Source organism: Streptomyces sp. NPDC029466 (assembly GCF_055574515.1).
Map to the genome: position 1 here is coordinate 370,547 of NZ_JBVHZH010000001.1, position 25,213 is coordinate 395,759.

At 72.3% G+C, this 25,213-nt stretch carries 23 protein-coding genes; 11 read left to right on the forward strand and 12 right to left on the reverse strand.

The window, feature by feature from the left end; all coding sequences use genetic code 11:
- Nucleotides 1-114: 114 nt before the first annotated feature.
- The 4 genes from ACZ4XD_RS01670 (at nt 115) to ACZ4XD_RS01685 (ending at nt 4,300) form a co-directional block, all read left to right on the forward strand.
- A complete protein-coding gene (locus ACZ4XD_RS01670; RefSeq protein WP_468037120.1) occupies nt 115-1,203 on the forward strand; it encodes a M4 family metallopeptidase in 1,089 nt (362 codons plus the stop codon).
- A 107-nt stretch (nt 1,204-1,310) separates the two neighbouring features.
- Complete coding sequence (locus ACZ4XD_RS01675) at nt 1,311-1,577, forward strand: protealysin inhibitor emfourin (RefSeq protein ID WP_018088185.1); 267 nt, start codon at nt 1,311-1,313, stop codon at nt 1,575-1,577.
- A 102-nt stretch (nt 1,578-1,679) separates the two neighbouring features.
- On the forward strand, nt 1,680-3,053 hold the full coding sequence (locus ACZ4XD_RS01680; RefSeq protein ID WP_468037122.1) for a GH1 family beta-glucosidase: 1,374 nt from the start codon (nt 1,680-1,682) through the stop codon (nt 3,051-3,053).
- On the forward strand, nt 3,050-4,300 hold the full coding sequence (locus ACZ4XD_RS01685; protein ID WP_468037124.1) for an MFS transporter: 1,251 nt from the start codon (nt 3,050-3,052) through the stop codon (nt 4,298-4,300). The genes ACZ4XD_RS01680 and ACZ4XD_RS01685 overlap by 4 nt, the downstream gene beginning before the upstream one ends.
- Nucleotides 4,301-4,364: 64 nt before the next feature.
- On the opposite strand, the gene era is transcribed toward ACZ4XD_RS01685, so the two are convergent.
- The 3 genes from era to ACZ4XD_RS01700 form a co-directional block, all read right to left on the reverse strand.
- The gene (gene era / locus ACZ4XD_RS01690) at nt 4,365-5,312 is read right to left on the reverse strand and encodes a GTPase Era (protein WP_370682736.1); all 948 of its coding nucleotides are present in this window, start codon (nt 5,310-5,312) and stop codon (nt 4,365-4,367) included.
- 127 nt (nt 5,313-5,439) lie between these two features.
- The gene (locus ACZ4XD_RS01695; protein ID WP_468037127.1) at nt 5,440-5,805 is read right to left on the reverse strand and encodes a cytidine deaminase; all 366 of its coding nucleotides are present in this window, start codon (nt 5,803-5,805) and stop codon (nt 5,440-5,442) included.
- A 111-nt stretch (nt 5,806-5,916) separates the two neighbouring features.
- On the reverse strand, nt 5,917-6,807 hold the full coding sequence (locus ACZ4XD_RS01700; protein ID WP_468037128.1) for a helix-turn-helix transcriptional regulator: 891 nt from the start codon (nt 6,805-6,807) through the stop codon (nt 5,917-5,919).
- Between the two features lie 90 nt (nt 6,808-6,897).
- Here ACZ4XD_RS01700 and ACZ4XD_RS01705 point away from each other — a divergent pair, with 90 nt between their 5' ends.
- Complete coding sequence (locus ACZ4XD_RS01705) at nt 6,898-8,391, forward strand: MFS transporter (protein ID WP_468037130.1); 1,494 nt, start codon at nt 6,898-6,900, stop codon at nt 8,389-8,391.
- 246 nt (nt 8,392-8,637) lie between these two features.
- Here ACZ4XD_RS01705 and ACZ4XD_RS01710 read toward each other — a convergent pair whose 3' ends face one another.
- The 4 genes from ACZ4XD_RS01710 to ACZ4XD_RS01725 all read right to left on the reverse strand — a co-directional run bounded on the left by ACZ4XD_RS01710 (nt 8,638) and on the right by ACZ4XD_RS01725 (nt 12,947).
- Nucleotides 8,638-9,981, reverse strand: coding sequence for a hemolysin family protein (locus tag ACZ4XD_RS01710; protein ID WP_468037132.1), 1,344 nt, complete (start codon nt 9,979-9,981; stop codon nt 8,638-8,640).
- Between the two features lie 12 nt (nt 9,982-9,993).
- Complete coding sequence (gene ybeY, locus ACZ4XD_RS01715) at nt 9,994-10,491, reverse strand: rRNA maturation RNase YbeY (RefSeq protein ID WP_042154667.1); 498 nt, start codon at nt 10,489-10,491, stop codon at nt 9,994-9,996.
- Nucleotides 10,492-10,584: 93 nt separating this feature from the next.
- Nucleotides 10,585-11,589 (reverse strand): PhoH family protein, encoded by a 1,005-nt coding sequence (locus ACZ4XD_RS01720; RefSeq protein WP_468037134.1) that lies wholly within the window; start codon nt 11,587-11,589, stop codon nt 10,585-10,587.
- A gap of 212 nt (nt 11,590-11,801) precedes the next feature.
- Nucleotides 11,802-12,947: a carbohydrate kinase family protein gene (locus tag ACZ4XD_RS01725; RefSeq protein WP_468037136.1), complete on the reverse strand. Its 1,146-nt coding sequence runs from the start codon at nt 12,945-12,947 to the stop codon at nt 11,802-11,804.
- 66 nt (nt 12,948-13,013) lie between these two features.
- On the opposite strand from ACZ4XD_RS01725, the gene ACZ4XD_RS01730 reads away from it, so the two are divergent.
- The 3 genes from ACZ4XD_RS01730 (at nt 13,014) to ACZ4XD_RS01740 (ending at nt 15,949) form a co-directional block, all read left to right on the forward strand.
- Nucleotides 13,014-14,336, forward strand: coding sequence for a 6-phospho-beta-glucosidase (locus ACZ4XD_RS01730; protein ID WP_468037138.1), 1,323 nt, complete (start codon nt 13,014-13,016; stop codon nt 14,334-14,336).
- A gap of 533 nt (nt 14,337-14,869) precedes the next feature.
- Nucleotides 14,870-15,613, forward strand: a complete 744-nt coding sequence (locus ACZ4XD_RS01735) for a DUF4232 domain-containing protein (protein WP_468037140.1) — start codon at nt 14,870-14,872, stop codon at nt 15,611-15,613.
- 87 nt (nt 15,614-15,700) lie between these two features.
- Nucleotides 15,701-15,949 (forward strand): hypothetical protein, encoded by a 249-nt coding sequence (locus tag ACZ4XD_RS01740; protein ID WP_468037142.1) that lies wholly within the window; start codon nt 15,701-15,703, stop codon nt 15,947-15,949.
- Between the two features lie 141 nt (nt 15,950-16,090).
- Here ACZ4XD_RS01740 and ACZ4XD_RS01745 read toward each other — a convergent pair whose 3' ends face one another.
- The 3 genes from ACZ4XD_RS01745 to ACZ4XD_RS01755 form a co-directional block, all read right to left on the reverse strand.
- Nucleotides 16,091-16,720 (reverse strand): MBL fold metallo-hydrolase, encoded by a 630-nt coding sequence (locus ACZ4XD_RS01745; protein ID WP_468037144.1) that lies wholly within the window; start codon nt 16,718-16,720, stop codon nt 16,091-16,093.
- A complete protein-coding gene (locus ACZ4XD_RS01750) occupies nt 16,720-17,805 on the reverse strand; it encodes an S-(hydroxymethyl)mycothiol dehydrogenase (protein WP_042154677.1) in 1,086 nt (361 codons plus the stop codon). The genes ACZ4XD_RS01745 and ACZ4XD_RS01750 overlap by 1 nt, the downstream gene beginning before the upstream one ends.
- Before the next feature lie 208 nt (nt 17,806-18,013).
- A complete protein-coding gene (locus ACZ4XD_RS01755; RefSeq protein ID WP_468037146.1) occupies nt 18,014-19,354 on the reverse strand; it encodes a glucarate dehydratase family protein in 1,341 nt (446 codons plus the stop codon).
- Nucleotides 19,355-19,559: 205 nt separating this feature from the next.
- On the opposite strand from ACZ4XD_RS01755, the gene ACZ4XD_RS01760 reads away from it, so the two are divergent.
- Nucleotides 19,560-20,372: an HAD family acid phosphatase gene (locus tag ACZ4XD_RS01760; protein ID WP_468037148.1), complete on the forward strand. Its 813-nt coding sequence runs from the start codon at nt 19,560-19,562 to the stop codon at nt 20,370-20,372.
- A gap of 72 nt (nt 20,373-20,444) precedes the next feature.
- Here ACZ4XD_RS01760 and ACZ4XD_RS01765 read toward each other — a convergent pair whose 3' ends face one another.
- Together ACZ4XD_RS01765 and ACZ4XD_RS01770 are read right to left on the reverse strand one after the other, a co-directional pair.
- Nucleotides 20,445-21,350, reverse strand: coding sequence for a ribonuclease Z (locus tag ACZ4XD_RS01765; protein ID WP_468037150.1), 906 nt, complete (start codon nt 21,348-21,350; stop codon nt 20,445-20,447).
- Nucleotides 21,351-21,356: 6 nt separating this feature from the next.
- Nucleotides 21,357-21,716, reverse strand: coding sequence for a histidine triad nucleotide-binding protein (locus tag ACZ4XD_RS01770; protein WP_466867437.1), 360 nt, complete (start codon nt 21,714-21,716; stop codon nt 21,357-21,359).
- Between the two features lie 222 nt (nt 21,717-21,938).
- Here ACZ4XD_RS01770 and ACZ4XD_RS01775 point away from each other — a divergent pair, with 222 nt between their 5' ends.
- Together ACZ4XD_RS01775 and ACZ4XD_RS01780 are read left to right on the forward strand one after the other, a co-directional pair.
- On the forward strand, nt 21,939-22,367 hold the full coding sequence (locus ACZ4XD_RS01775; RefSeq protein WP_432141603.1) for an OsmC family protein: 429 nt from the start codon (nt 21,939-21,941) through the stop codon (nt 22,365-22,367).
- Between the two features lie 181 nt (nt 22,368-22,548).
- On the forward strand, nt 22,549-25,026 hold the full coding sequence (locus ACZ4XD_RS01780; RefSeq protein ID WP_468037152.1) for a hypothetical protein: 2,478 nt from the start codon (nt 22,549-22,551) through the stop codon (nt 25,024-25,026).
- The last annotated feature ends 187 nt before the right edge of the window (nt 25,027-25,213 follow it).

Sequence of the window (25,213 nt, forward strand, 5' to 3'; positions counted from 1 at the left end):
TATCAGTATGCGGGACCGGACGGACGTTACGACCTAAATGCGACCAACCACACTTTTACGGGAATCTTGGACGCAGGCAGTGACAGCGGCATTACACAGTGCCACCTTTTGTGCATGGACCTCAACGACGCGCAGCCAGATCCCGCCACCGGCCACACGCCCGTCTTCTGCACGATCATCCCGCCGCACATCCTCGACAACCTGGCCCAGTCCGACGACCCGGAGCGGCACGAGCCCGCCCGCCGCACCCTGGAGCACGACCACGTGGCGCGCACCGAGCGCCGCGCGATCGCCGCCCGCGGCGGCCTCACCCCCGGCGAGCCCGGCGCCGACGCCGACAAGCCGAACCGCACCATCTACGACGCCCGGCACCGCGAGGACCTGCCCGGCAAGAAGGTCCGCAGCGAGTCCGACGGCCCCTCCAAGGACGCCTCCGTCAACCGCGCCCACGCCGGCCTGGGCGCCACCTTCGAGCTCTACCTCAAGGTCTACGGCCGTAAGTCCATCGACGGCGCCGGCCTGCCGCTCAACGCGACCGTCCACTACGGCCGGCGGTACGACAACGCCTTCTGGGACGGCGAGCGGATGGTCTTCGGCGACGGGGACAACGACCTGTTCAAGGACTTCACCATCCCCGTCGACGTGATCGGCCACGAGCTCACCCACGGGGTCACCCAGTACACCGCCAACCTCGACTACCAGGGCCAGTCCGGCGCCCTCAACGAGTCGGTCTCCGATGTCTTCGGCGTACTGATCAAGCAGTACGCCCTCGGCCACACCGCCGACCAGGCCGACTGGCTGATCGGCGCCGACCTGCTCGGCCCGAACGTCACCGGCACCGCCCTGCGCTCGATGAAGGCCCCGGGCACCGCCTACGACGATGACGTCCTCGGCAAGGACCCGCAGCCCGCCGCCATGAAGGACTATGTCCGCACCACCGACGACAACGGCGGCGTGCACATCAACTCCGGCATCCCCAACCACGCCTTCTACCTGGCCGCCACCGCCATCGGCGGCAAGGCCTGGGAGCGCGCCGGGCAGGTCTGGTACGACGTGCTGACCGGCGGCGAGCTCACCCATACCGCCACCTTCGCCGACTTCGCCGCCCTCACGGTCAAGGCCGCGCAGGCCCGCTTCGGCGCCGGCGACGAGCACGAGGCGATGATCAAGGCCTGGACACAGGTCGGCGTCACCACGAAGTAGCGGCACCGCGTGCCCGGGGCGGGAATTCGGCAGCGCCTTCCGCCCCGGGCACGATTACCGTGGCCTTACGGGGTAGGAGTCCGTCGAAGACGTCGGAGGAGTCCGTTATGCGCATTCATGTCCATCGCACCGGAGGCTTCGCGGGCGTCGACCGCCGCGCCGAGATCGACACCTCGGGCCGCCCCGACGCCGATGACTGGCAGGACCTGGCCAAAGAGGCCGTCGCCACCGCCCGCACCGAACCCCCGGTAGGGGTCCCGGACGGCTTCAGCTACCAGATCACGGTCGACGGCCGGACGGTCTACTGCTCCGACCCGCGCCTCACCAAGGAACAGCGGTCGCTGATCACGAAGGTGATGAAGGAAGGCGCCTAGCACCGTCGCGGGGCGATGCGCGGGGCCGCCCCCGCGGCCCTTCAACTCCCGTACCGCACCGCCCTCTTGACACCGTTACCGCCGGTTACAAAGATCCGGTTCATGACGACCGAGCCGGTGCCCGCTGCCCTGCCCCGCTTCCCCCGTGACTTCGTCTGGGGGGTGTCCACGTCCGCCGCGCAGATCGAAGGCGCGGTGGCGGAAGGCGGGCGGGGGCGGTCCGCGTGGGATGTGTTCGCGGCGGGGGCGGGGCGGATCAAGGACGGGTCGGATCCGCGGGTGGCGACCGATCACTACCACCGGTACCCGGAGGACGTGGCGCTGCTGAAGGAGCTCGGGGTCGGGGCGTACCGGTTCTCGGTGGCCTGGCCGCGGGTGGTGCCGGACGGGAGCGGGGCGGTCAGCAGGGCGGGCCTGGACTTCTACGACCGGCTGGTGGACGCGCTGCTGGCGGCGGGGGTCGCGCCGGTGCCGACGCTGTTCCACTGGGACACCCCGCAGGCGCTGGAGGAGGGCGGCGGGTGGCTCGTCCGGGAGACGGCCGAGAAGTTCGCGGCGTACGCGGACGTGGTGGCGGAGCGGCTCGGGGACCGGGTCGAGCGGTGGATCACGCTCAATGAGCCCGCCGAACTGACCTTGCTGGGTTACGGGCTGGGGCAGCACGCTCCGGGGCGGCAGCTGCTGTTCGAGGCGCTGCCTGCGGCACATCACCAGCTGCTGGGGCACGGCCTCGCCGTACAGGCGCTGCGGGCCCGCGGGGCGACGAGCATCGGGATCGCCAATTCGCACGGGCCGACGTGGACGGCGAGCGCGTCGGAGGCGGACACCGCGGCCGCCGATCTCTATGACCTGCTGCTCAACCGGCTGTTCGCGGAGCCGGTGCTGCTGGGGCGGTATCCGGACGAGGAGCTGGCGGCCCTGTTGCCGGGGCCGGTCGCCGAGGACCTGAAGGTCATCGCGCAACCGCTGGACTGGTACGGGATCAACTACTACCAGCCGACACTGGTGGGCGCCCCGGGGGCCGAGGGGGTGGCGGCGGCCGACTTCGGCGGGATCCGGCTGCCGCCCGAACTGCCCTTCGCGCCCCAGGAGATCGAGGGGTATCCGCGGACCGACTTCGGCTGGCCGGTGGTGCCGGCGGCGCTCACCGAGCTGCTGGTGTCGTTCCAGGAGCGGTACGGCGATCGGCTGCCGCCGGTCGTGATCACCGAGAACGGGTGCTCCTACGAGGGCATCGAGGACGGCGAGCGGATCGCGTTCCTGGACGGGCATCTGCGGGCGCTGCACCAGGCCATGGCGGCCGGGGTGGATGTCCGGGGCTACTTCGTCTGGTCACTGATGGACAACTTCGAATGGGCCGAGGGGTACGCCCGGCGGTTCGGGCTGGTGCATGTGAACTACGAGACGCTGGAGCGGACCCCCAAGGCCTCGTTCCGCTGGCTGCGTGACGCCCTCCGGGAGCAGGCCCGGGGATGAGCGGCGCCGCCGCTCCGGAGGCGCTCACGGAGCCGACGGAGCCGGTCGGAGGAGGGTGGACCGCCGCCCTGTCGCTGGCCAACGGGGCGATCTGGGTCGGCTGGTACGGGCCCCTGCAGATCCTGCTCGCCCTCCAGGCCGCGGAACTCGCGCCGCCGGGCATCGCGAAGGAGTCGGTGCTGGCGTGGGTGACGGGCGCCGGGGCCGTCGTCTCGATGGTGGCCAACCCGCTGTTCGGGGCGCTGTCGGACCGTACGGCCTCGCGGTTCGGGCGGCGCACCCCGTGGATCCTCGCGGGGGTGCTGGGCGGGGCCGGGGCGCTGGTGCTGCTGGCCGGGGCGGGCACGGTGGCGGGGATGGCGCTGGGGTGGTGTCTGGTGCAGCTCACCCTCAACGCGGCGTTCGCGGCGATCACGGCGGCGGTGCCCGACCGGGTGCCGCACGGAAAGCGCGGGGCGGTGGGCGGCTGGCTGGGGGCCGCGCAGATCCTCGGGGTGGTGGCCGGGACGGGGCTGGCGACGGTCGCGGGCGGGGTGGTCGCGGGCTATCTCGCCTGCGCCGGCTGCACGGTGCTGGGCGCCCTCCCGTACGTGCTGCTGCACCGGGACCCGGTGCTGCCGGCCGGGCGGCGTCCCGCGCTGCGCCCGCGGGCCCTGCTCGCCGGGTTCCGGATCAGCCCGCGCCGCCACCCCGATCTGGCGTGGGCCTGGCTGACCCGGTTCCTGATCAACCTCGGCAACGCGCTGGCCCTGCTGTACCTGCTGTATTACCTGCGGGATGTGCTGCACCGGCCGGACCCGGACGGCGGGGTGCTGGTGCTCACCGCCGTCAACGCGGTGACCCTGCTCGGCACGGTCGTCGTCGGAGGCTTCTGGTCCGACCGGATCGGACGCCGGCAGCCGTTCGTGCTGTGGGCCGGGGTGCTCATGACGGTGGCGACCGGGCTGCTGGCCGGGTGGCAGACCTGGCCGGGGGCGGTGTGTGCCGCGGCGCTGCTGGGGGTCGGCTTCGGCGTCTTCACCTCCGTCGACTTCGCGCTGATGACGCAGGTGCTGCCGGCCGCCGCGGACCGCGGCAAGGACCTGGGCGTCATCAATATCGCCAACGCGCTGCCGCAGGTGGCCGCCCCGGTGCTGGCCGCGCCGATCGTGCAGCACCTCGGCGGCTACCGGGTGCTGTACGGCGTCGCGGCGGGGATCGGGCTGCTGGGGGCGTTGCTGGTGCGGCGGATCCGGGGCGTGGCGTAGGGGCCGGGGCGCCGGATCCGGGGCGTGGCGCAGGGCCGTCGGCCGGGCCCCGGGCCGGGACGGCTCAGAAGCCCAGCTTGCGCAGCTGCTTCGGGTCGCGCTGCCAGTCCTTGGCGACCTTCACATGCAGATCCAGGAAGACGGGCGTGCCCAGCAGCGCCTCGATGTGCTTGCGGGACTTCATGCCGACCTCCTTCAGGCGCTTGCCCTTGGGGCCGATGATGATGCCCTTCTGGCTGGGGCGTTCGATGTAGACATTGGCGTGGATGTCGAGGAGCGGCTTGTCGGCCGGGCGGTCCTCGCGCGGCAGCATCTCCTCGACGACCACCGCGATGGAGTGCGGCAGCTCATCGCGGACGCCCTCCAGCGCGGCCTCGCGGATCAGCTCGGCGACCATGACCTGCTCGGGCTCGTCGGTGAGGTCGCCCTCGGGGTAGAGCGGCGGGCTCTCCGGGAGCATCGGGACCAGCAGGTCCGCGAGCAGGGACACCTGGGCGTCGCCCACCGCCGAGACCGGGATGATCTCCGCCCATTCGATGCCCAGCTCCTTGCCGAGCTGGTCGATGGCGATCAGCTGGGCGGCCAGTGCCTTGTTGTCGACCAGGTCGGTCTTGGTGACGATGGCGACCTTGGGGGTCTTCTTGATGTCGGCCAGCTCACCGGCGATATAGCGGTCGCCGGGGCCGATCTTCTGGTCGGCGGGCAGACAGAAGCCGATCACATCGACCTCGGACCAGGTGGTGCGCACGACATCGTTCAGCCGCTCGCCCAGCAGCGTGCGCGGCTTGTGCAGGCCGGGGGTGTCGACGAGGACCAGCTGGGCCTCGGGGCGGTGCACGATGCCGCGGACCGTGTGGCGGGTGGTCTGCGGGCGGTTGGAGGTGATGGCCACCTTCGTGCCGACGAGCGCGTTCGTCAGGGTCGACTTGCCGGCATTGGGACGGCCGACGAAGCAGGCGAAGCCCGCACGGTGCGCGGCGGAGGACTCGGTACGAACGCTCATGGCGCCCATTCTCCCCGATCCCGGGCGCGCCTCCGACCATCCCGGCCCGGAGCCGGCCGGCAGGGGGCGGGAACGGCGCGGGGCGGCCCGCCGCTGCCGGTGGGCCGCCCCGTGCGCCGTCGTACGGCCGGCCGGCTCAGGCCGGGGTCCCGCCCGCCGGGACGGTGCTGCGCAGCGTGCCGTCGAGGCCCGCGACCAGCACCGGCGTATCGGGGCCGCCGAGGTCCCGTACGGCCGCGCGGTCGGCGTCGTCGGCGTGCTCGGCGTCGGTGACCACGGCCGCGGCCTCCAGGGACGTGGCCCCGCTGGCGACGGCCATCGCGACGGCGGTCTGCAGCGCGCTGAGCCGTAGCGAGTCCAGGGCGACGGTGCCGGCGACATAGGTGCGGCCGGTCTCGTCGCGGACGGCGGCGCCCTCGGGCACGCCGTTACGGGCCCGCGCCGAGCGCGCGAGCGTGATGATCTTGCGGTCTTCGGGGTCCAGCGGTGCGGCTTCGCTCATACGGGCGAGCATATGCGCGGCGGCGGGAGGACCGCGGCAAGGGGCGACGGGCCGGGCCGAGAGCGGGCCGCCCGCCCGGGGCTGCCCACCGGGCCGCCCTCCACCGGGCCGTCAGCCCGCGACCGAGGACATCCCGCCGCGCCGGCCCTCCGGAGAGGTGAGCCACGCCAGCCTGGCCGCGGTGTCCGTCTCCGGGCGCGGATTGTGCAGCACGATGTTGAGGTCGGGGCGGACCGGAACCCGCAGCTGGGTGGTCTCGAAGTGCAGGGCGCCGACGAGCGGGTGGTCCAGCTCCTTGTGGAGGGTCCCGCCGTCCTGCACATCGCCGCGCCCCCACAGCTCGGCGAACTCCGCACTGAGCGCCGAGCCCTCGCGGACCACCTCGTCGAAGCCCTCGTCGCCCGGCCGCGCCGACCACGCGGCCCGGTACTGCGCCACGAGCGTGGGGGCGTTCGCCTCCCAACTCGCCGCCCGCGCACGGTAGACGGGGTCGGTGAAGAAGGCGATCAGGCAGTTCGACGAGACCCCGGGGCGGCCGTGGCCGAGCACCAGTCCCGCCGCCTCGTTGAAGGCGATGAGGTTCCAGTACGGGTCCATGATGTGCGCCGGGAACGGCATCCAGGCGTCGATCAGCCGCTGGAGGCCCGCGCACACATCGCTGCGGCCCAGCTCCTCGGCGTCCTGCCGCAGCGGTGGGTTCAGCCCGGCCAGGACGTACAGATGCCGGCGCTCGGCGCCGCTGAGCCGCAGCACCCGGGCGACCGAGTCCAGCACCTGCGGCGAGACGGTGATGTCCCGGCCCTGCTCCAGCCACTGGTACCAGGACGCGCCGACCCCGGCGAGGACGGCGACCTCCTCGCGGCGCAGGCCCGGGGTGCGGCGGCGGCCGCCGTCGGGCAGGCCCGCCTCGGCCGGGGTGACCCGGGCGCGACGGCTGCGGAGGAAGTCGCGCAGCTCCTGGCGGCGGCGCGCGGTGTCCGGGTTGGCTGCGTTCGTGGCCACGTTCTCCCCCTGTTCGGCGTGGCTGGTGGTGCGGACACCACGATAAGTTCCCGCTCCCCACGCGGTGTTCGGGGGCCGCAGCCTCGTCCCATGCCGATAACCGACAGCACCGTTGCTCCCGATACCCCGAAGGGCGCCGCCCCCGCGCCGGGCGCCGCCCCGGATGCCGCGCCCGCCGCCGCGCGGATGACCGGGCGCGCCAAGCTCATCCTGCTGCTCCTGTGCGGCGCGCAGTTCATCGTCGCGCTGGACTTCTCCATCCTGAATGTGGCGCTTCCGGTGCTCGGCCGGGATCTGGGGATGGACCAGGCCGATCTCCAGTGGGCGGTCACCGCGTTCGCCCTGCCCTCGGGCGGTTTCCTGCTGCTGTCCGGCCGGATCGCCGATCTCTTCGGGCGGCGCCGGCTGTTCCTCATCGGGCTCGGGGTGTTCACCGCGGCCTCGGTGCTGGCCGCGCTGGCCTGGTCCCCGGCGGTCTTCCTGGCCGGGCGGGCGCTCCAGGGCCTGGGCGCGGCGATCATCGTGCCCACCGGGATGTCGCTGCTCACCACCACCTTCGCCGAGGGCCCGCAGCGGGAACGCGCACTGGGCATCAGCGGCACCGTGCTCTCGATGGGCTTCACCATCGGCATGGTGCTGGGCGGGGTGATGACCGAGACGCTGGGCTGGCGCTCCACCATGGGCCTGCTGGCCGTGGCCGGGGTGGCCGTTCTGGCGGCGGCGCCGCCGCTGCTGGCCGAGTCCCGGCATCCCGAGCGGCCGCGGATCGACGTGCCCGGCGCGGTCACCGTCACCGGCGGTCTGCTGTCGCTGATCTACGCCCTGTCGACCGCCGCCGAGCAGGGCTTCGGCAGCCCGGACGTGCTGGTGACGCTGATCGCGGGGGTGGGGCTGCTGGCCGCGTTCGTGGGGGTCGAGTCGCGGGCCGCGCAGCCGCTGGTGTCGCTGCCGATGCTGCGCCGCCGGACCGTCGCCTGGGGCAATCTGGCGGGCCTGACGACCTTCGCGATGATGAGCACCGTCATCTTCCTGCTGACGCTCTACCTCCAGGAAGTGCTGCACCTGTCCCCCTTCCACACGGGTCTGGTGTTCGGGGTACAGGGCGTGGTCTCGGCGGTGGCCGGTCTCGTCGCCCCGAAGGTCATCGGCCGGCTCGGTGCCCATCGCACCCTGCTGACCGGGCTGCTGATCCAGGCCGGTTTCACGGCCGCGCTGCTGGGGCTGGGCACCGGCAGCGGCCTGTGGCTGGCCCTGACCGGGGTGACCCTGGGCAGCCTCGGCCATCTGTGGGCGATCATCGCCTACGGCGTGACCGCGACCTCCGGGGTGCCGGACGCCGAACAGGGCCTGGCCACCGGGCTGGTCACCAGCTCGCAGCAGGTGGGCATCACGCTCGGCATTCCGCTGCTGAGCGCCGTCGCCTCGGCGCATAGCGCCGCGCTGCGGGCGGACGGCAGCGACTTCGCCCACGCCACTCTCGGCGGCATCAAGCTGGGGCTGGGCCTGGACGCGGCGCTGCTCGTGGTGGTCGCGCTGCTGGTGGCGGCCGGGCTGCGGACGGTGCGTACGGCGCGCCGCGGCTGAGGAGGAAGGTGGTTGCCCCGGTCCCCCGCCCCGGGGCAACCTGCGCTACAGGATTTCTCACGCATTGCGGCCACGCGCCGGCGACCGCTTGAAGATCCTTCCACGGCGTCTGCCGCGGAATCCAGTTCCTCCGGATATGGCTTTCAGAACATTTCTGCTGCACTGCAGATAAGTAGCCGCGCGGTAGGCGACAGCGGGAAATATTCCCGGTATCACCAGGAATTACGCGGCGAATTCCGCGGATGTTCAGCCGGCGGTGCGGCCGCCCGCCGACTGCTCCTCGGTGGCGCTCGCACCCGCCGGCCGCACCGGCTCGCACAGCACCGTGATGATCTTGTTGCGGCGGCCGGCCGGGGATTCCGCGGTCAGCCGCAGCGCCTTCAGCCCCGGGTCGGAGGCGTCGCCGGAGAGGTCGACCTCGGCGGTGGCACCGGCGATCGGGACCCGGCCCAGCAGCTTGGCGAGCAGTCCGCCGACGGTTTCGACGTCCTCGTCGTCCAGCTCGACCAGCCCGTACAGCTCACCGAGGTCGCCGATGTCCAGCCGGGAGGTGACCCGATAGCGGCCGTCGCCGAGATCCTCGACGGGCGGCAGTTCCCGGTCGTATTCATCGGTGATCTCGCCGACGATCTCTTCCAGAATGTCCTCGATCGTGACAATGCCCGCGGTGCCGCCGTATTCATCGATCACCACCGCGACATGATTGCGGTCCTGCTGCATTTCCCGCAGCAGATCACCGGCATTCTTGGTGTCGGGGACGAAAACGGCGGGGCGCATGGCCGTGGAGACCAGCTCGCTCTCGGCGTCGCGGCTGATGTGGACCTTGCGGGCCAGATCCTTGAGGTAGACGACGCCGACGATGTCGTCCTCGTTCTCGCCGGTCACCGGGATACGGGAGAAGCCGGAGCGCAGGGCGAGGGTCAGCGCCTGGCGGATGGTCTTGAACCGCTCGACGGCCACCAGATCCGTGCGCGGCACCATCACCTCACGGACGAGGGTGTCGCCGAGCTGGAAGACGGAGTGCACCATCCGGCGCTCCTCGTCCTCGATCAGCGACTCCTTCTCCGCGAGGTCCACCAGGGAGCGCAGTTCGGCCTCGGAGGCGAACGGGCCCTTGCGGAAGCCCTTGCCCGGGGTGAGGGCGTTGCCGAGGAGGATCAGCAGCTGCGGGATGGGGCCCATGATGCGGGCCAGCGGCAGCAGCACGTAGGCGGCGGCGGTCGCGGTGTTCAGCGGGTGCTGGCGGCCGATCGTCCGCGGGGAGACGCCGACGGCGACATAGGAGACCAGCACCATCACGGCGATGGCGACGGTCAGCGCCTCCCAGGTCGCGTCGAAGGAACGCAGACAGGCGTAGGTCACCAGGACCCCGGCGGCCATCTCGCAGCCGACCCGCACCAGCAGGGCGACATTGAGATAGCGGGTGGGGTCGGCGGCGACGGCGGCGAGCCTGGCGCTGCCGCGACGGCCGGAGCGGACGGCTTCCTCGGCCCGGAAACTGGTCGTCCGGGCCAGCCCGGCCTCCGCACAGGCGGCGAGCCAGGCGATCACGACGAGCAGGACCGCGACCGCGATCAGCTGGGTGGTCATCGGGCTGTCCCGTCAGGTCACGGTGGGGGCCGGAGAGGGGCCGGTCAGCCCCCGCTCGGCGCGCCAGCCGTCGACGATCGCCGCCTGGAGACCGAACATCTCGGCCTTCTCGTCCGGTTCCTCGTGGTCGTAGCCGAGGAGGTGGAGCACCCCGTGGACGGTGAGCAGCTGGAGCTCCTCGTCCATGCTGTGCCCGGTCGGCGCCTCCTCGCCCTGCTTCTTGGCGACCTCCGGGCACAGCACGATGTCACCGAGGAGGCCCTGCGGGGGCTCCTCGTCGTCCTTGGCCGGCGGACGCAGCTCGTCCATGGGGAAGGACATGACATCGGTCGGCCCCGGCAGGTCCATCCACTGGAGGTGGAGCTGCTCCATGGCCTCGGCGTCGACGACGATCACGGACAGCTCGGAGAGCGGGTGGATACGCATCCGGGCGACGGCATAGCGGGCGACATCCAGGATGGCCTGCTCGTCGATCTCGGTGCCGGACTCGTTGTTGACGTCGATGGACATGGGGAGGGTTGCTTCTCGCTTCTCGGGACCGGCCCGATGGTTGCTGGGACCGCGGGTCGTGGACCCCGGCCGGCCGGGCGGCCGGCCGGCGGCTCACGTGCCGTTGCGGCTGTCGTACTTCTCGTAGGCGTCGACGATACGGCCGACGAGCTTGTGCCGGACCACGTCCTTGCTGGTGAGCAGGGAGAAATGCACATCGTCGACGCCGTCCAGGATCTCCCGGACCTGGCGCAGACCGCTCTTCGTGCCGCCCGGGAGGTCGACCTGGGTGACATCGCCGGTGATGACGATCTTCGAGTCGAAGCCGAGGCGGGTGAGGAACATCTTCATCTGCTCGGGGTTCGTGTTCTGCGCCTCGTCGAGAATGATGAAGGCGTCGTTCAGGGTCCGGCCGCGCATGTACGCCAGCGGCGCGACCTCGATCGTCCCGGCGGCCATCAGGCGCGGGATGGAGTCGGGGTCGAGCATGTCGTGCAGCGCGTCGTAGAGCGGGCGCAGATAGGGGTCGATCTTCTCGTAGAGCGTGCCGGGCAGGAAGCCGAGCCGCTCACCGGCCTCGACCGCGGGGCGGGTCAGGATGATGCGGTTGACCTGCTTGGCCTGGAGCGCCTGGACGGCCTTCGCCATGGCGAGGTAGGTCTTGCCGGTGCCGGCCGGGCCGATGCCGAAGACGACGGTGTGCTCGTCGATGGCGTCGACATAGCGCTTCTGGTTGAGGGTCTTGGGCCTGATCGTCCGGCCGCGGTTGGAGAGGATGTTCTGGGTGAGCACCTCGGCGGGTGTCTCGCTCACCGCGCCCTCGCCGTCCTCCGCCGCGCGCAGCATGGCGATGGACCGTTCCACTGCGTCCTCCGTCATCGGTTGTCCGGTGCGGAGCACCAGCATCATCTCGTCGAAGAGGCGCTGGATGAGAGCCACTTCCCGGGCGTCACCGACAGCGCTGACCTCGTTGCCCCGGACGTGGATGTCGGTCGCCGGGAAGGCTTTTTCGATCACGCGCAGTAGGGAGTCACCGGATCCCAGGACCGTCACCATCGGGTGCTTGGCCGGGACGGTGAACTGGGCGCGCGCCTGCGGTTGCGTGGGTGTCTGAGTCATAAGGCGGCTCGGTGGCCTGCTCAACCCCCATCCTTTGCTAATAAGAGGTGCCTGCCTGCACTCGACTCCTTGGGATACAAGAGTACGACGGAGCACTGACAGGCCCGAGGGCTTTTCCCGCCGGGGCGGGGCGGCGGACGGGGCGGCGGGGGCACCCCGCAAGGGTCCCGGGGCGGGGCGGCCGCACGCTCCGGGCCCGGCACCGCGGCCGCTCAGGCCGGCCGGCGGAAGCCGATCGTGGGGACCGCACGGGCCAGCGGCGCCGGCCGGTACGCCGCGGGCAGCACCTCGTCCAGGAAGGCGTACTGGCGGCGCAGCACGCCCGGTGCGCCCGCCTCGTAGGCCCGCACCTGCTGCCACCAGGCGGCGATCTCCGCCCAGCCCGGCGCGGACAGCGAGCCGCCGAATTCCTGCACGGACAGCGCGGCGGACAGCCCCGCGAAGGCGAGCCGGTCGGTGAGCGGCCAGTCGGCGAGGGTGCCGGTGACGAATCCGGCGACGAAGACATCGCCGGCGCCGGTCGGGTCCAGCGCCTCCACGGCGATCGCGGGCACCTCGGCGCTCTCACCGGTCCGGCCGTCCACCGCGTAGGCGCCCTCCGAACCCAGCGTGACCACCGCGAGCGGCACCCGGTCGGCGAGCTTGCGGGCCGCGGCGCGCGGGCAGTCCGTCCGGGTGTAGCGCATCGCCTCCTCGGCGTTGGGCAGGAACGCCTCGCAGTGCTCCAGGTCGGCGAGGTCGGCCGGGTCCCAGCGGCCGCTGTCGTCCCAGCCCACGTCCGCGAAGATGCGGCTGCCGCGGCCCGCCGCGCAGCCCAGCCAGCCCTCCCGCCGGCCCGGGACCAGCGAGGCGATGCAGGCGCGGGACGGCGGCGGACAGCCGGGGGCGTGCTTGCCGTCGAACGCGGAATCGGGCGGTGGCGCCTCGTGACCGTGCGACACCATCGTGCGCTCGCCCTCGTACGCCATGGAGACGGTGACCGGGGAGTGCCAGCCGGGGACCGTGCGGGACAGCGCCAGGTCGATGCCCTCGCCCTGTTCGAGCGCCTCCCAGCAGTACTCGCCGTAGTGGTCGTCGCCGAAGGCAGCGGCGAGTGAGGTGCGCAGCCCGAGCCGGGCCAGGGCGGTGGCCATGTTGGCGACGCCGCCGGGGCTGGAGCCCATCCCGCGGGCCCAGGACTCGGTGCCGCGGACCGGGGCGGAGTCCAGGCCGGTGAAGATGATGTCCAGGAAGACCGAGCCGGTGAGGTAGACGTCGGTGCGCGGATCGCCGTCGGCGCGCACCCCGGCCAGCGGATCGAGGGCCGCGGGCACGGCGGCCGGGCCCGCGGGCGGAAGGTCATCGCGTCGGCTGCTCACCGTGCTCTCCCCTCTCGTATCTGCACGTGCCGCCAGTGTGCCTGATGCTGCGGTACGTTCCGCCCCATGAGGCTCACGATTCTGGGCGGGGGCGGTTTCCGGGTGCCGCTGGTCTACCGCGCCCTGCTGGACGACCCGGGGCGCGCCGTCTCCGAGGTGGTGCTGCACGACACCGATCAGCGCCGGGTGGCGGTGATCGCCGAGGTCCTGGCGCGGCTGGCGCAGGGGCATCCGGCGCCGGTGCCCGTACGGGTCGCGGACGGTCTGGACGAGGCGCTGGCCGGCGCCGGCTTCGTCTTCTCGGCGATCCGGGTGGGCGGCACGGCGGGCCGGGTGCGGGACGAACGCATCCCGCTGTCCGAGGGCGTGCTAGGCCAGGAGACGGTCGGCGCGGGCGGTGTCCTCTACGGCCTGCGGACGATCCCGGTGGCGCTGCACATCGCCGAGCGGGTCGCGGCGCTCGCCCCGGACGCCTGGGTCATCAACTTCACCAACCCCGCGGGCATGGTCACCGAGGCCATGTCCCAGGTGCTCGGCGACCGCGTCATCGGGATCTGTGATTCGCCGGTGGGGCTGGTGCGCCGCGCGGCGCGCGCTGCCGGCGCGGACCCGGACCGGGCCGATTACGACTATGTGGGGCTCAACCACCTCGGCTGGCTGCGGTCGTTGACGCTGGACGGCACGGATCTGCTGCCGGGGCTGCTCGCCGACGAGGACGCGCTGGGCTCCTTCGAGGAGGGCCGGCTGTTCGGCGGGGACTGGCTGCGGACCCTGGGCGCGCTTCCGAACGAGTATCTGCACTACTACTACTTTCGCCGCGAGACCCTCGACTCCGTACGGGACACCCGGGAAACCCGCGGCGAGTTCCTCGACCAGCAGCAGGGCGGCTTCTTCGAGCGGGCCGCGGCGGCCGGCGGCCCGGACGCGGTGTACGCCCTGTGGGAGCGGACCCGGCTGGAGCGCGAGGAGACGTACATGGCGCACAGCCGGGAGGCCAGCGGCGGCTGGCAGCGCGACAGCCACGATCTGGAGGGCGGCGGCTACGACCGGGTGGCACTGGCGCTGATGCACGGCATCCTGGGCGGCACCGGCACCCGGCTGATCCTCAATGTCCGCAACGGCACGACCGTGCCGCAACTGGCCCCGGACGCGATCGTGGAGACGGTGTGCGAGGTGACCGCACAGGGCGCCCGCCCCCTGCCCTGCGCACCGCTGCGGGAGGACCAGTTGGGCCTGATGCTGCAGGTCAAGGCGGTGGAACGGGCGACGGTAGAGGCCGCGGTCTTCAAGGACCGCACCGCCGCGCTCCGGGCCCTGGCCCTGCATCCGCTGGTGGACTCCCCAACGGTGGCTGCCCGCATTCTGGAGCGGGCGGCGGGGGTGGGGTGAGGGGCGCAGGGCTTGGGCCTCGGTACGCGGGGCTCGGGACACGGCCCGTGGGGCGTGGGGCGTGGGGCGTGGGGCGTGGCGCCACGGCGGCGTGTCGCCACGGCGGCGTCGCGTCACTGCGGCCTCGCGTCACGAAGGCGCGTCACACCTCGGAATACCCTCCGCCCCCGCCACGTTGTGGCCCCGAGGGGGCGCCCGCACCCCCTACGGGAAGTGTTCGCCCCGTCCCTAGGGCATCTCCGACGGGCCGCGTGACCTCTGAGTGCCCTCAACGTTCCGGTAGCTGTGGGGCTTGGGGACGGCTGCGGCAATGGCCTTGAACCCCTGTCGGACGCCCCTCGTTCCGGCAAGCAGCTTCGCGTTTCCCAACTGACCGCCGTAGTCCGGTACTTCGCGTTCTCCCAGGCGTCTTTCCCCTGCTCACAAGCGTGTTAGCCGGACGTTAGCGGAGCGGCAGCCGCCTGCTAGTGGTCCCGACCAGAGTGGTTGTCGTCACGAGGAAACAGCGACACCGACCGTCCTGGGGGACCGAAATGAGCGCCAACACCACTGCCCGCACCGTCCGTCGCCGCAGCCTGCGCATTGCCGTCGCGGCCCTGACCGCGGCCGCCGGCCTGACGCTCACCGCCTGCTCCGGCTCGGACGTCGCCGCCACGGGGCCCGCGGGCCAGTCGGACACGGGCGGGGCCGTCGAGACCAGCGGCCCGGACTCCTCCGCCAAGGCGCAGGGCTCCGGTGGAGAGGCGGGCTCCGGCGCCGAGGGGGGCTCCGACGCCAAGGCGGACACCGGGGCGGGCGCTGCGGCCAAGAAGTCGGGCGGCGCGAACGCTGCCGGCGGTGGCGGCGCGGGCTCGGGCGATCGCTGTCACACGTCCGGCCTGAAGGCGGCGTTCGCCACGGGTGAGGACGCGGCCCCGGACCCGAACGCGGGCGGCTCGACGACCACCAGCGTCGTGTTGACCAACAAGGGCAGCCGCGCCTGCAAGATCGGCGGCTTCCCGGGCGTGGACCTCAAGTCCGAGAACGGTGGCGAGCGCTGGTCGCTGGCCCGCTCGTCGGCCAAGCACGGCTCGATCACCCTGGGGCCCGGCGAGAGCACCGACTTCACCATCAACGTCGCCCTGACCAAGGAAGACAAGGGCTTCTACCAGCCCGCCTTCGCGGACATCACCCCGCCCAACGAGACCAAGTCGATCACCATCAAGTGGCCCTGGGGCACGCTCGTCGACCAGCGCAGCGCCACCCACCCGGCCACCTTCGTCAACCCCATCGGCTGACCCCCTCGGCGCTGCCCTGGACATCAGCCGAGCAGCTCTCTGAGCCCGACCAGCTCAGAACGCACAAGACAAGCAAGGAGATTCACCATGAAGTCGTTACGTACTCGAATCGGTGTCGGTCTCGCGGTCGCTGCCGCAGCGGTCGCCATCCCGCTGACCTCCACCACCGCCTTCGCCGCCCCTCCCCCCGGCGATGGCTGGGTCCCCGTCGGTGCCGACAAGTACCCCTCGAAGGCGGAGTGCGAAGCGAAGGAACTCCCGTACGCCCAGGCGAACGGGTACCACGAGGTGTGGTGCGACGACAGCGACCCCATCATGGCCGTCTACAACCGCTGACGGCTCTCCACCCGGCGAGGACTCGTCCCGCCGGCGTCGCAGCAAGAAGGTCGCATCAAGAAGGCCGCTGCCCCGGTGTGTCATACCGGGACAGCGGCCATTCCGCGATCCATGCGGACGCGCCCCCTGGGGCCCGCCGTTCTAGTGCCCCCGCTTGATCCACTCCTCCAGGTGCGGGGCCTCCGTCCCGATCGTCGTCGGGTCGCCGTGTCCGGTGCGGACCTCCGTCTCCGGGGGCAGGGTCAGCAGCCGGTCCCGGATCGAGGCGACGATCGTCGGGAAGTCCGAGAAGGACCGGCCGGTGGCGCCGGGGCCGCCCTGGAAGAGGGTGTCGCCGGTGAAGACGGTGCGCAGGTCGGGCGCGTGGAGGCAGACCGCGCCGGGGGCGTGGCCCGGGGTGTGCAGCACGGTCAGGTCCGTACCGGCGATGGTCAGCACCTGACCGTCCGCCAGCTCCGCGTCCGGTGGGGTGTCCGGGTGGGTCATCTTCCACAACGGCAGGTCGGCGGGGTGCAGATGGATCCGGGCGCCGGTGCGGGAGGCGAGCGCCGGGGCCGCGTCGATGTGGTCGTTGTGCCCATGGGTGCAGATGATCGCGCGCAGCGTCCGGCCGCCGAGGGCCTCGACGATGGCGTCGGCGTCATGGGCGGCGTCGATGACGATCGCCTCGTCGTCGTCGCCCACGATCCAGACGTTGTTGTCGACGTCCCAGGTGCCGCCGTCGAGGGAGAAGGTGCCGGAGGTGACGAGGTGGTCGATGCGGGCCGCCATCAGAGGGTCACCACCGAACGCAGTACGTCGCCCGCGTGCATCCGCGCGAAGGCCTGTTCCACGTCCTCGATGCCGATGGTCTCGGTGACGAACGCCCCCAGGTCGATCCGGCCCTGGAGATGCAGATCGACCAGCATCGGGAAGTCGCGGGAGGGCAGACAGTCGCCGTACCAGGAGGACTTGAGGGCGCCGCCGCGGCCGAAGACGTCCAGGAGGGGGAGTTCCAGGGTCATGTCCGGGGTGGGGACGCCCACCAGGACGACGGTTCCGGCCAGGTCACGGGCGTAGAACGCCTGCCGGTAGGTCTCCGGGCGGCCGACCGCCTCGATGACGACATCCGCGCCGAAGCCGCCGGTCAGCTCGCGGATCGCCTCGACGGGGTCGGTGGAGCGGGAGTTGACGGTATGGGTGGCGCCCATGGAGCGGGCGGTCTCCAGCTTGCGGTCGTCGATGTCCACCGCGATGATCTTGGCCGCACCGGCCAGCCGGGCGCCCATCACGGCCGCGTCGCCGACGCCGCCGCAGCCGATCACCGCGACCGCGTCACCGCGTGCGACACCGCCGGTGTTCAGCGCCGCGCCCATGCCCGCCATCACCCCGCAGCCCAGCAGACCGGCCGCCTCGGGCGCGATCTCGGGGTTGACCTTGGTGCACTGTCCGGCGGCGACCAGCGTCTTGTCGGCGAAGGCGCCGATGCCCAGCGCGGGGCTCAGCTCCGTGCCGTCCTTCAGCGTCATCTTCTGCCGGGCGTTGTGGGTGTCGAAGCAGTACTGCGGGCGGCCGCGCAGGCACGCCCGGCACTGGCCGCACACCGCGCGCCAGTTGAGGATGACGAAATCGCCGGGCGCCACATCGGTGACCCCGGAGCCGACCGACTCCACCACTCCGGACGCCTCGTGCCCGAGCAGGAACGGGAAGTCGTCGTTGATGCCGCCCTGCTTGTAGTGCAGATCGGTGTGGCACACCCCGCACGCCTGGATCTTCACCACGGCCTCGCCGGGACCCGGGTCCGGCACCAGGATGGTCTCCAGCCGGACCGGTTCGTTCTTCCCCGGCGCAATCACGCCGCGCACTTCCTGTGCCATCGGGACAGCCCCTTTCAAAGATCACTTACGGGACCACTGTGGCGCACCGCCACTGAGCCGTGCCTCACCGTACGCGTGCCGGGCCACCGCGCACAGGACCACGGCCGGGTCCGTGATCTCCGTCCCGGGGCCGCCGGGCACGGGCCCGCCCTGGCGGCCCGCCGAGGTTTCCCAGGGAGTTGACCAGCGCGAGGACGGCCCCCCGGGGTCACCAGCGCGGCATGGCGGGGGTGACCCAGCCGGGGTCCGCGTGCCGCATGGCGGCGGCGTCATCGCGGTCGCGCAGTCCGCCGTCGTCGGCCAGCCAGCGGCGGTGCAGTACGGCGAGCCGGTCGCGGTCGAGGGTGACGCCGAGGCCGGGGGCGTCGCTGACGTCCACCCGGCCGTCGCGGAAGCCGGTCCGCTCGGTGAGGACGTCCTCGGTCTGCCAGGGGTAGTGGCTGTCGCAGGCGTGGTCGAGATGCGGCACGGTCGCCGCGACCTGCGTCATCGCGGCGAGGCTGATGCCCAGGTGGGTGTTGGAGTGCATCGAGAGGCCGACGCCGAAGGTGCGGCAGATGGCGGCGAGTTCGCGGGTGTTGCGCAGCCCGCCCCAGTAGTGGTGGTCGGCGAGCACGATCTGGACCGCGTCCCGGGCGAATGCCTCGGCGATCTCGTCGAAGGTCGTCACGCACATGTTGGTGGCCAGCGGGAGGCCGGCCCGTCCGGCGGCGCCCGGCCGCGCCCCGCGCAGGGCGGCCGCCACCTCCGCCATCCCTGCCGTACCGCTCGTCGGGTCCTCCAGATACTCCAGGACGTCCGCCAGCTCGTCCGCCACCCGGCAGGAAGTCGGCACGCTCCAGGCCCCGTTGGGATCGAGGCGCAGCGGCTGCCCGGGGAACTCGGCGGCCAGCGCCCGGACCGCGGCGATCTCCTCGTCGGGCGGGAAGACACCGCCCTTGAGCTTGAAGGAGGTGAAGCCGTAGGTGTCGGCGAACCGGCGGGCCTGGGCGACGACACCGGCGGGGTCGAGCGCCGCGCCCCAGTCGTCGGGTTCGCCACGGCCGCCCGGGTGTGCGGCCCAGCGGTAGAAGAGGTAGGCGCTGCACTCCACCCGGTCGCGGACCTTGCCGCCGAGCAGGGCGTGTACGGGCAGTCCGGTGGCCCGGCCCCAGGCGTCCAGACAGGCGACCTCGAAGCCGGAGAGGACGGAGAGCCGCAGTTTTCCGGCGGTCCGGACGCCGCGCAGCCCACCGGCGTCCACGGCACCGGCGCCGGTCGCGCCCGGCGGGTGCCCGCACACCTCGGCGGCCAGCTCGGGCAGTCCGTTCAGATCCGTGACCGACCGGCCGATCAGCGCACCGGCCAACGGCCGGGCCAGGGCCAGGTAACCGGTGTCCCCGTAGGTCTCGCCGAGCCCGGTGACGCCGCCCTCGGTGGTCACCTCGATGATCAGCCGTGGGGTGTAGGGCTGGTGTACGCCCTGCGTGTTCAGCAGTGGCGGATCGGCCACCAGGACCGGGGTGAGCCGGACCTCGGTGATGCTGAGGCCGTGCCGGGCATCGGTCATCCAGAAGCTCCTACGAGGCCGAGGGCCGTTTTCATATGTAGATGACGTCTACGGAGGGAGTTGGAGGTTAGGGATCCCGCACAGTGACCGTCAATAACCGCCCTGCGGTCAGCTTTTACCAAGGGTTGAATCTGCGCGCGTAGATACGGATGTGAGGCTCTGTTAGACCTACGGGGTCCGCTCATGTCTCCCGGAGGAGCCGCGCATGCCCCGTCCCGCCCGTTTCCGCCCCAACCTCTCCCGGAGGGCCCGCCTCGGCGCCACCACGGTCGCCGCCCTCGTCGCCGGCACCGCCGTCTTCGGCATCGGCCAGGCCACCGCCGAACACTCCGTACCGCGCACCGACAAGGAGATCCCGAACCTCACTCAGGTGCAGGACAAGATCAAGGCGTACTACGGCGACACGGTGACGGCGGACGGCGAGCACTACGCCTCCCCGCGCAGCAACTACGCACACCAGGTCCGCGGCATCGAGGCCAAGGCCCGCACCTATCTGTCGAAGGCCCTCGCGCGGCACGACCGCACGGGCAAGGCCAAGCCGGCCGTCGTGCTCGACATCGACGACACCACCCTGCTCACCTACAACTACGAGCTCCAGGTCGGCTTCCACTTCACCGAGGAGAGCCAGGACAAGTACCTGGCCCACACCGACATGGACCCGGTCTTCGGCATGGACCGGCTGGTCAACTGGGCGCACGACAAGGGCGCCGAGGTCTTCTTCCTCACCGGCCGCAAGGAGGCGCAGCGCGCCTGGAGCGTCCGCAACCTCAAGAACGTCGGCTACGGCATGCCCCTGGACCGCCGGCACGTCTACCTGAAGGACAAGGAGCACCCGCCGCCCTACCTGCCCTGCGGTGCCACCTGCACGACCATCGAGTACAAGTCGGGCACCCGCAAGCACATCGAGTCCCTCGGCTACCACATCGTCGCCAGCTTCGGGGACCAGTACAGCGATCTGCGCGGCGGCGCCGCTGACCGGACGTTCAAGCTGCCCAACCCGATGTACTACCTGCCGTAGGCGGCTGCCTGCGGGTCCGGTCCCACAGGGCCGGACGGGGGGCCGGGCGGTGTCGCGCCCGGCCCGCCGCCCTCAGCGCCGTTTGGGCAGCGGCACCCGCGACAGGTCCCGGGCGATGGTCAGTTCGCCGGTGTACCCCGCCGCGCGGGCCTGCCGCTCGAACTCCGTCGGGTCGTCGTAGCGCTGCGAGAAGTGCGTCAGCACCAGATGCCGCACGCCGGCCCGTGCGGCCACCTCCGCGGCCTGCCCGGCGGTCAGATGCCCGTGGTCCACGGCCAGCTGGACATCCTCATCCAGGAAGGTCGACTCGATGACCAGCATGTCCGCCCCTTCGGCGAGCGCATGGACCCCGGGGCACAGCCGGGTGTCCATGACGAACGCGAACCGCTGGCCCCGCCGCCGCTCGCTCACCTCGTCGAGGGTGACGCCGTTCAGCTCGCCGAGCTGCTTGAGCCGCCCGATGTCCGGCCCGGCGATACCGTGCTCCGCCAGCCGGTCCGGCAGCATCCGGCGGGAGTCCGGTTCGACGAGGCGGTAGCCGTACGACTCGACCGGGTGGGAGAGCTTGCGCGCCTCCAGGACGTACGCCGGCGAGCGCTCCAGCTCACCGTCGACGGCGACCGGCCGCTGGACCAGCCGGACCGTCTCCCGGTAGGCGGTGGCATAGCGCAGCCGCTCGAAGAAGCGCTCCCCGCTGGCCGGGTAGTGGGCGGTGACCGGGTGCGGCACCTGGTCGAGGTTGATCCGCTGGATCACACCGGCCAGGCCGAGCGAGTGGTCACCGTGGAAGTGCGTGATGCAGATCCGGTTGAGGTCATGCGCGGCGACCCCGGCCCGCAGCATCTGGCGCTGGGTGCCCTCGCCGGGGTCGAAGAGCAGCCCCTGACCGTCCCAGCGCAGCAGATAGCCGTTGTGGTTGCGGTGCCGGGTGGGGACCTGGCTGGCGGTGCCGAGGACCACCAATTCACGTACGGACACGGTCGGTTATCCGGGCGGCCACTGGAGGCCGCGGCCGCCGAGCACGTGCAGGTGGGCGTGGAAGACGGTCTGGCCCGCGCCCGTTCCGGTGTTGAAGACGACCCGGTAGCCCCGGTCCTCCACCTTCTCCTCGGCGGCGACCTCCCGGGACTCCCGCAGTATGTCGGCGACGATCTGCGGCTCGGCGGCGGCGAGGGCCGCGGCGTCCTGGTAGTGCACCTTGGGGATGATCAGGACATGGGTCGGCGCCTGGGGGTTGATGTCGCGGAAGGCGACAGTGGTCTCCGTCTCCCGGACGATGGTCGCCGGCACCTCCCTCGCCACGATCTTGCAGAACAGGCAGTCGGCCTGCGGTTCTCCCGCCACGGGTGGCTCCTCCCAGGTCATCCGTCCGGCGCACGGTGCGCACGGCCTCGGATGCTACCGGGCGGGCCGCGCCGGAGCGTCCACCCGGCCCGCCCGCCGCGCGGCTGCGCCCGCCCGGGGCGGGCCCCGCGGCGGGCACGCCCACGGGTCGGCCGGGCGCCGGGCCGCCGGATCATTAAGCTGGGCGTGATCCCTTTCGCCCACAACCGGGAGTTCTGCACCATGGCAACCACGCGCACCGCCAAGACCCACTGGGAAGGCAACCTCCTGGAGGGCAAGGGCACCGTCGCCCTGGAGTCCTCCAAGGTCGGTACGTACGACGTGAACTGGCCCGCCCGCGCGGAGCAGCCCAACGGCGTCACCAGTCCCGAGGAGCTGATCGCGGCGGCCCACTCCTCCTGCTACTCGATGGCCTTCTCGCACGGCCTGGCGGGCAAGGGCTACACCGTCGAGGCCCTGGACACCCAGGCCGATGTCACCTTCCAGCCCGGTGAGGGCATCACCGGTATCGCGCTGACCGTCAAGGCCCGCGTCCCCGGCCTGTCCGAGGAGGACTTCCAGGCGGCCGCCCAGGACGCCAAGGCCAACTGCCCGGTGAGCCAGGCGCTGGCGGGCGTCAAGAACATCACGCTGGCGGCCGAGCTGCTCTGACGGGACGGCCGGCCGGGCCGGTCCTCCGTGTGTGAACGGCGGTGCGCCGGACGTCCTCTGAGGGCGCGTCCGGCGCACCGTCGCGTTGTCAGTGGGCTGTGCCACGATCTGTGTGCTGCGGAAGGGCCCGGTGCCGTTCCGTGGACCTCCGCACGCCCGCCCCGCGAAGGGACTCCCGCACGTGAACCACCGCTCCGCCACCCCGCTCCGTCTGGCCCTGCGGCTCGCCGCGCCGGACACCGCCGATGCGCTCGCCGAGCGGCAGCGCCCGGAGCTGCTGACCGCGCTGGCCGACCGCTTCGGGCTGCCGGAGGACATGGTGGAGACCCTGATCGGGCCGGGCGGCCAGGCGCTGCGTGCCGCGCTGGACGCCGATCCCGAGGAGTTCTTGCTGCGGGCGGCGGAGACCGGCGATCCGGTGATCGCCCGCGCGGTGTGGCGGGCGCGCTACCGCATCGGCACGGGCCGGACCGGGCGCGCGAGGGACCTGCCGGATCTGCTGCCGGCGATACTGCGCGCCGCCGACGTCACGGACCCGCGCTGGCAGGCCGAGGACGGCCTCGTCCCGCTGCTCCAGGAGGAGGCCACCGGAAGCGAGCTGCTGCCCGCCCTGACCGGCCCGTTCCCCCAGCTGATCTCCTTCACCCTGGTCCGGCTGGCCCGGTTCCTCCCGCTGCCGGCCGCCCTCGACGCCTGTATCGCCCTGACGCAACTCGCGGGCGGCAAGGGGCTGCTGGCCTTCGCCGACGGAGTCGAGCGGACCGAGGACTTCGACTTCGGGCGCCCGGAACTGCTGGATCTGATGCGGGCGGCCGCGGCCGCGGACGATCCGGAGGCGTACCTACGGGAGCGGCGGCCGGCGGGTGAGTGGACCGACCCCGCCGCGCTGCGGGCCCTGCTGCGGATCCGTGACACCGGCGCGGTGGTGGCCGGGCCCGACGCCCCGGACTGGGAACTGATCCGCCGCGAGCATGCCCGTCTGCCCTTCGAGACCGGGCCGGCGCGCGGCTACGGCCGCCACAGCAGCAACCGCCTGTTGCAGCTCATCCGGTGGGAAGGCTGCCCGGAGGACCTGGTCATGGAGAGCTTCCGTGCCGACCCGCGGTCCACCGCACGGCGCGCCACCGAGCTGCCCTTCGAGGCACTGAAGGGCCCCGAGGTGGCCGCGGGCAGGGTGGAGTTCGGGGATGTCCTCGCCCGCGGCATCCGGGCAGGCTGGCTGCCGGTGGACCGCGCGCTGACCGAGCTCACCCCGGCGCCGGAGGTGCTCGGCGCACTGCCCTACGACCACGAGCCGACCCGTAAAGCCCTCGCCGGGCTGCTCGACCGGCTCGGCACGGACCCGGTCAACTGGCTGACGTGCTACGCCCGGATGGGCCGGGCCCGGGGCAGCATCGCCGAGCTCATCGACGACGCCGCCTCGGCCACCTCCCGCCAGAAGCGCAACACCAGCTGGCCGCGCCCCCTGGAGGCGGTGTTCCCGGCCACTCCCCCCGAGGCGTCCCGGGCCGCGTTCCTGCACCTGTTCCAGTGCGCCTCCGAAGAGGCCCAGACCGCCGTCGTCCCGCACTTCGACGCCCGGGCCGTGCAGCATCTCCTGGTATACGGCGATCCGGCGCCGGCCGTCCGGGACGCGGTCATCGCCGCCCACGGGGTGGCAGCACAGGCCGCGCAGGCCGCCACCAGCGCCCTCTCCCCCGAAAAGCTGGCCTATCTCCTCGATCTCGACGAACCGCAGGTGGACGCCAACCTGTTCTTCCACTGCCACATCGCCCAGGAGGAACGGGTGCGGATGCTCGCCGGACGGCTGCGCGGCGGCGGCGTCCGCGCCGTCCCCGAGGAACTGCTCGCCGTCCTGCGGGAGACCAACCTCGGCCACTACCGTCACTGGCTCATCGCCGGCCTGGACTCCGGTGACCTGGGCGTGGCGCGCACGCTCCTCGGGCGGCTGAAGCTGCGCATACCCGCGGCACGGCTGCGGCTGCTGGTGGCCGTGTGGCAGCGCGGCGGCCCGGACGCGGTGCGCGAGATCCTGGCCATGGACCGGCTCCCGGTCACCCTCCGCCGGCAGACCGAGAAGCTGCTCGACGCCCCGGACGGCCTGGACCGGCTGCGCGCCCGCCTGGCCGCGGAGGAGGACCCGGAGAAGCTGCTGGAGTTCCTCAACAAGGCGCCGGGCTACGACGGCAGCCAGCCGCACAAGCTCACCGGCGAGGGCGTCCCGCTGCCCTGGCCCGAGCTGATCGCGGCGTACCGCTCCGGCAGGCTGACCCCCAGCGCGGCCCAGGACCTCGCGGAGCGCGCGGACTGCCCGCGCGAACTGCTGCTGGCCCTGATGCCGGACATCCCGGAACTGGACCGCTACAGCACCGTGTGGCCCCAGCTCGCCCTCCGGCACGGCACGCTCACCCCGGAGGACCTCCTGACCCATGCCGCCCCCGCGCGCCGAGCCCTGTCCCACCTCCGCCACGCGCTCAAGTCCCCCGAGAAGAAGGCCGACCGGCAGGAACTGCGCACACAGGCGGCCGCACTGACCACCGAACAACTGGGCACCGACCCCGAAGCCTGGGCCGTCGCCCTCCAACTGCTCCCGACCTTCGCCGGCACCCTCCCGGAGCTGTGCGCCACAGCCGCCGCGATCACCCACCCGTCAGCCTGACCACCCCGGGCGTCGACCCGTTTCTGCCAAATCCGCGGGCACACCGGACCACCGACACCAACCCCCACCGGCCTCCTCCCCACCCCCAACGGGAGGTGACGGGGCTGGGGGGGGGGGGGGGGGGGGGGGGGGGGGGAGGGGGGCGGGGGGAGGGGGGGGGGGGGACGAGAGACAAGGGGAGAAAGGG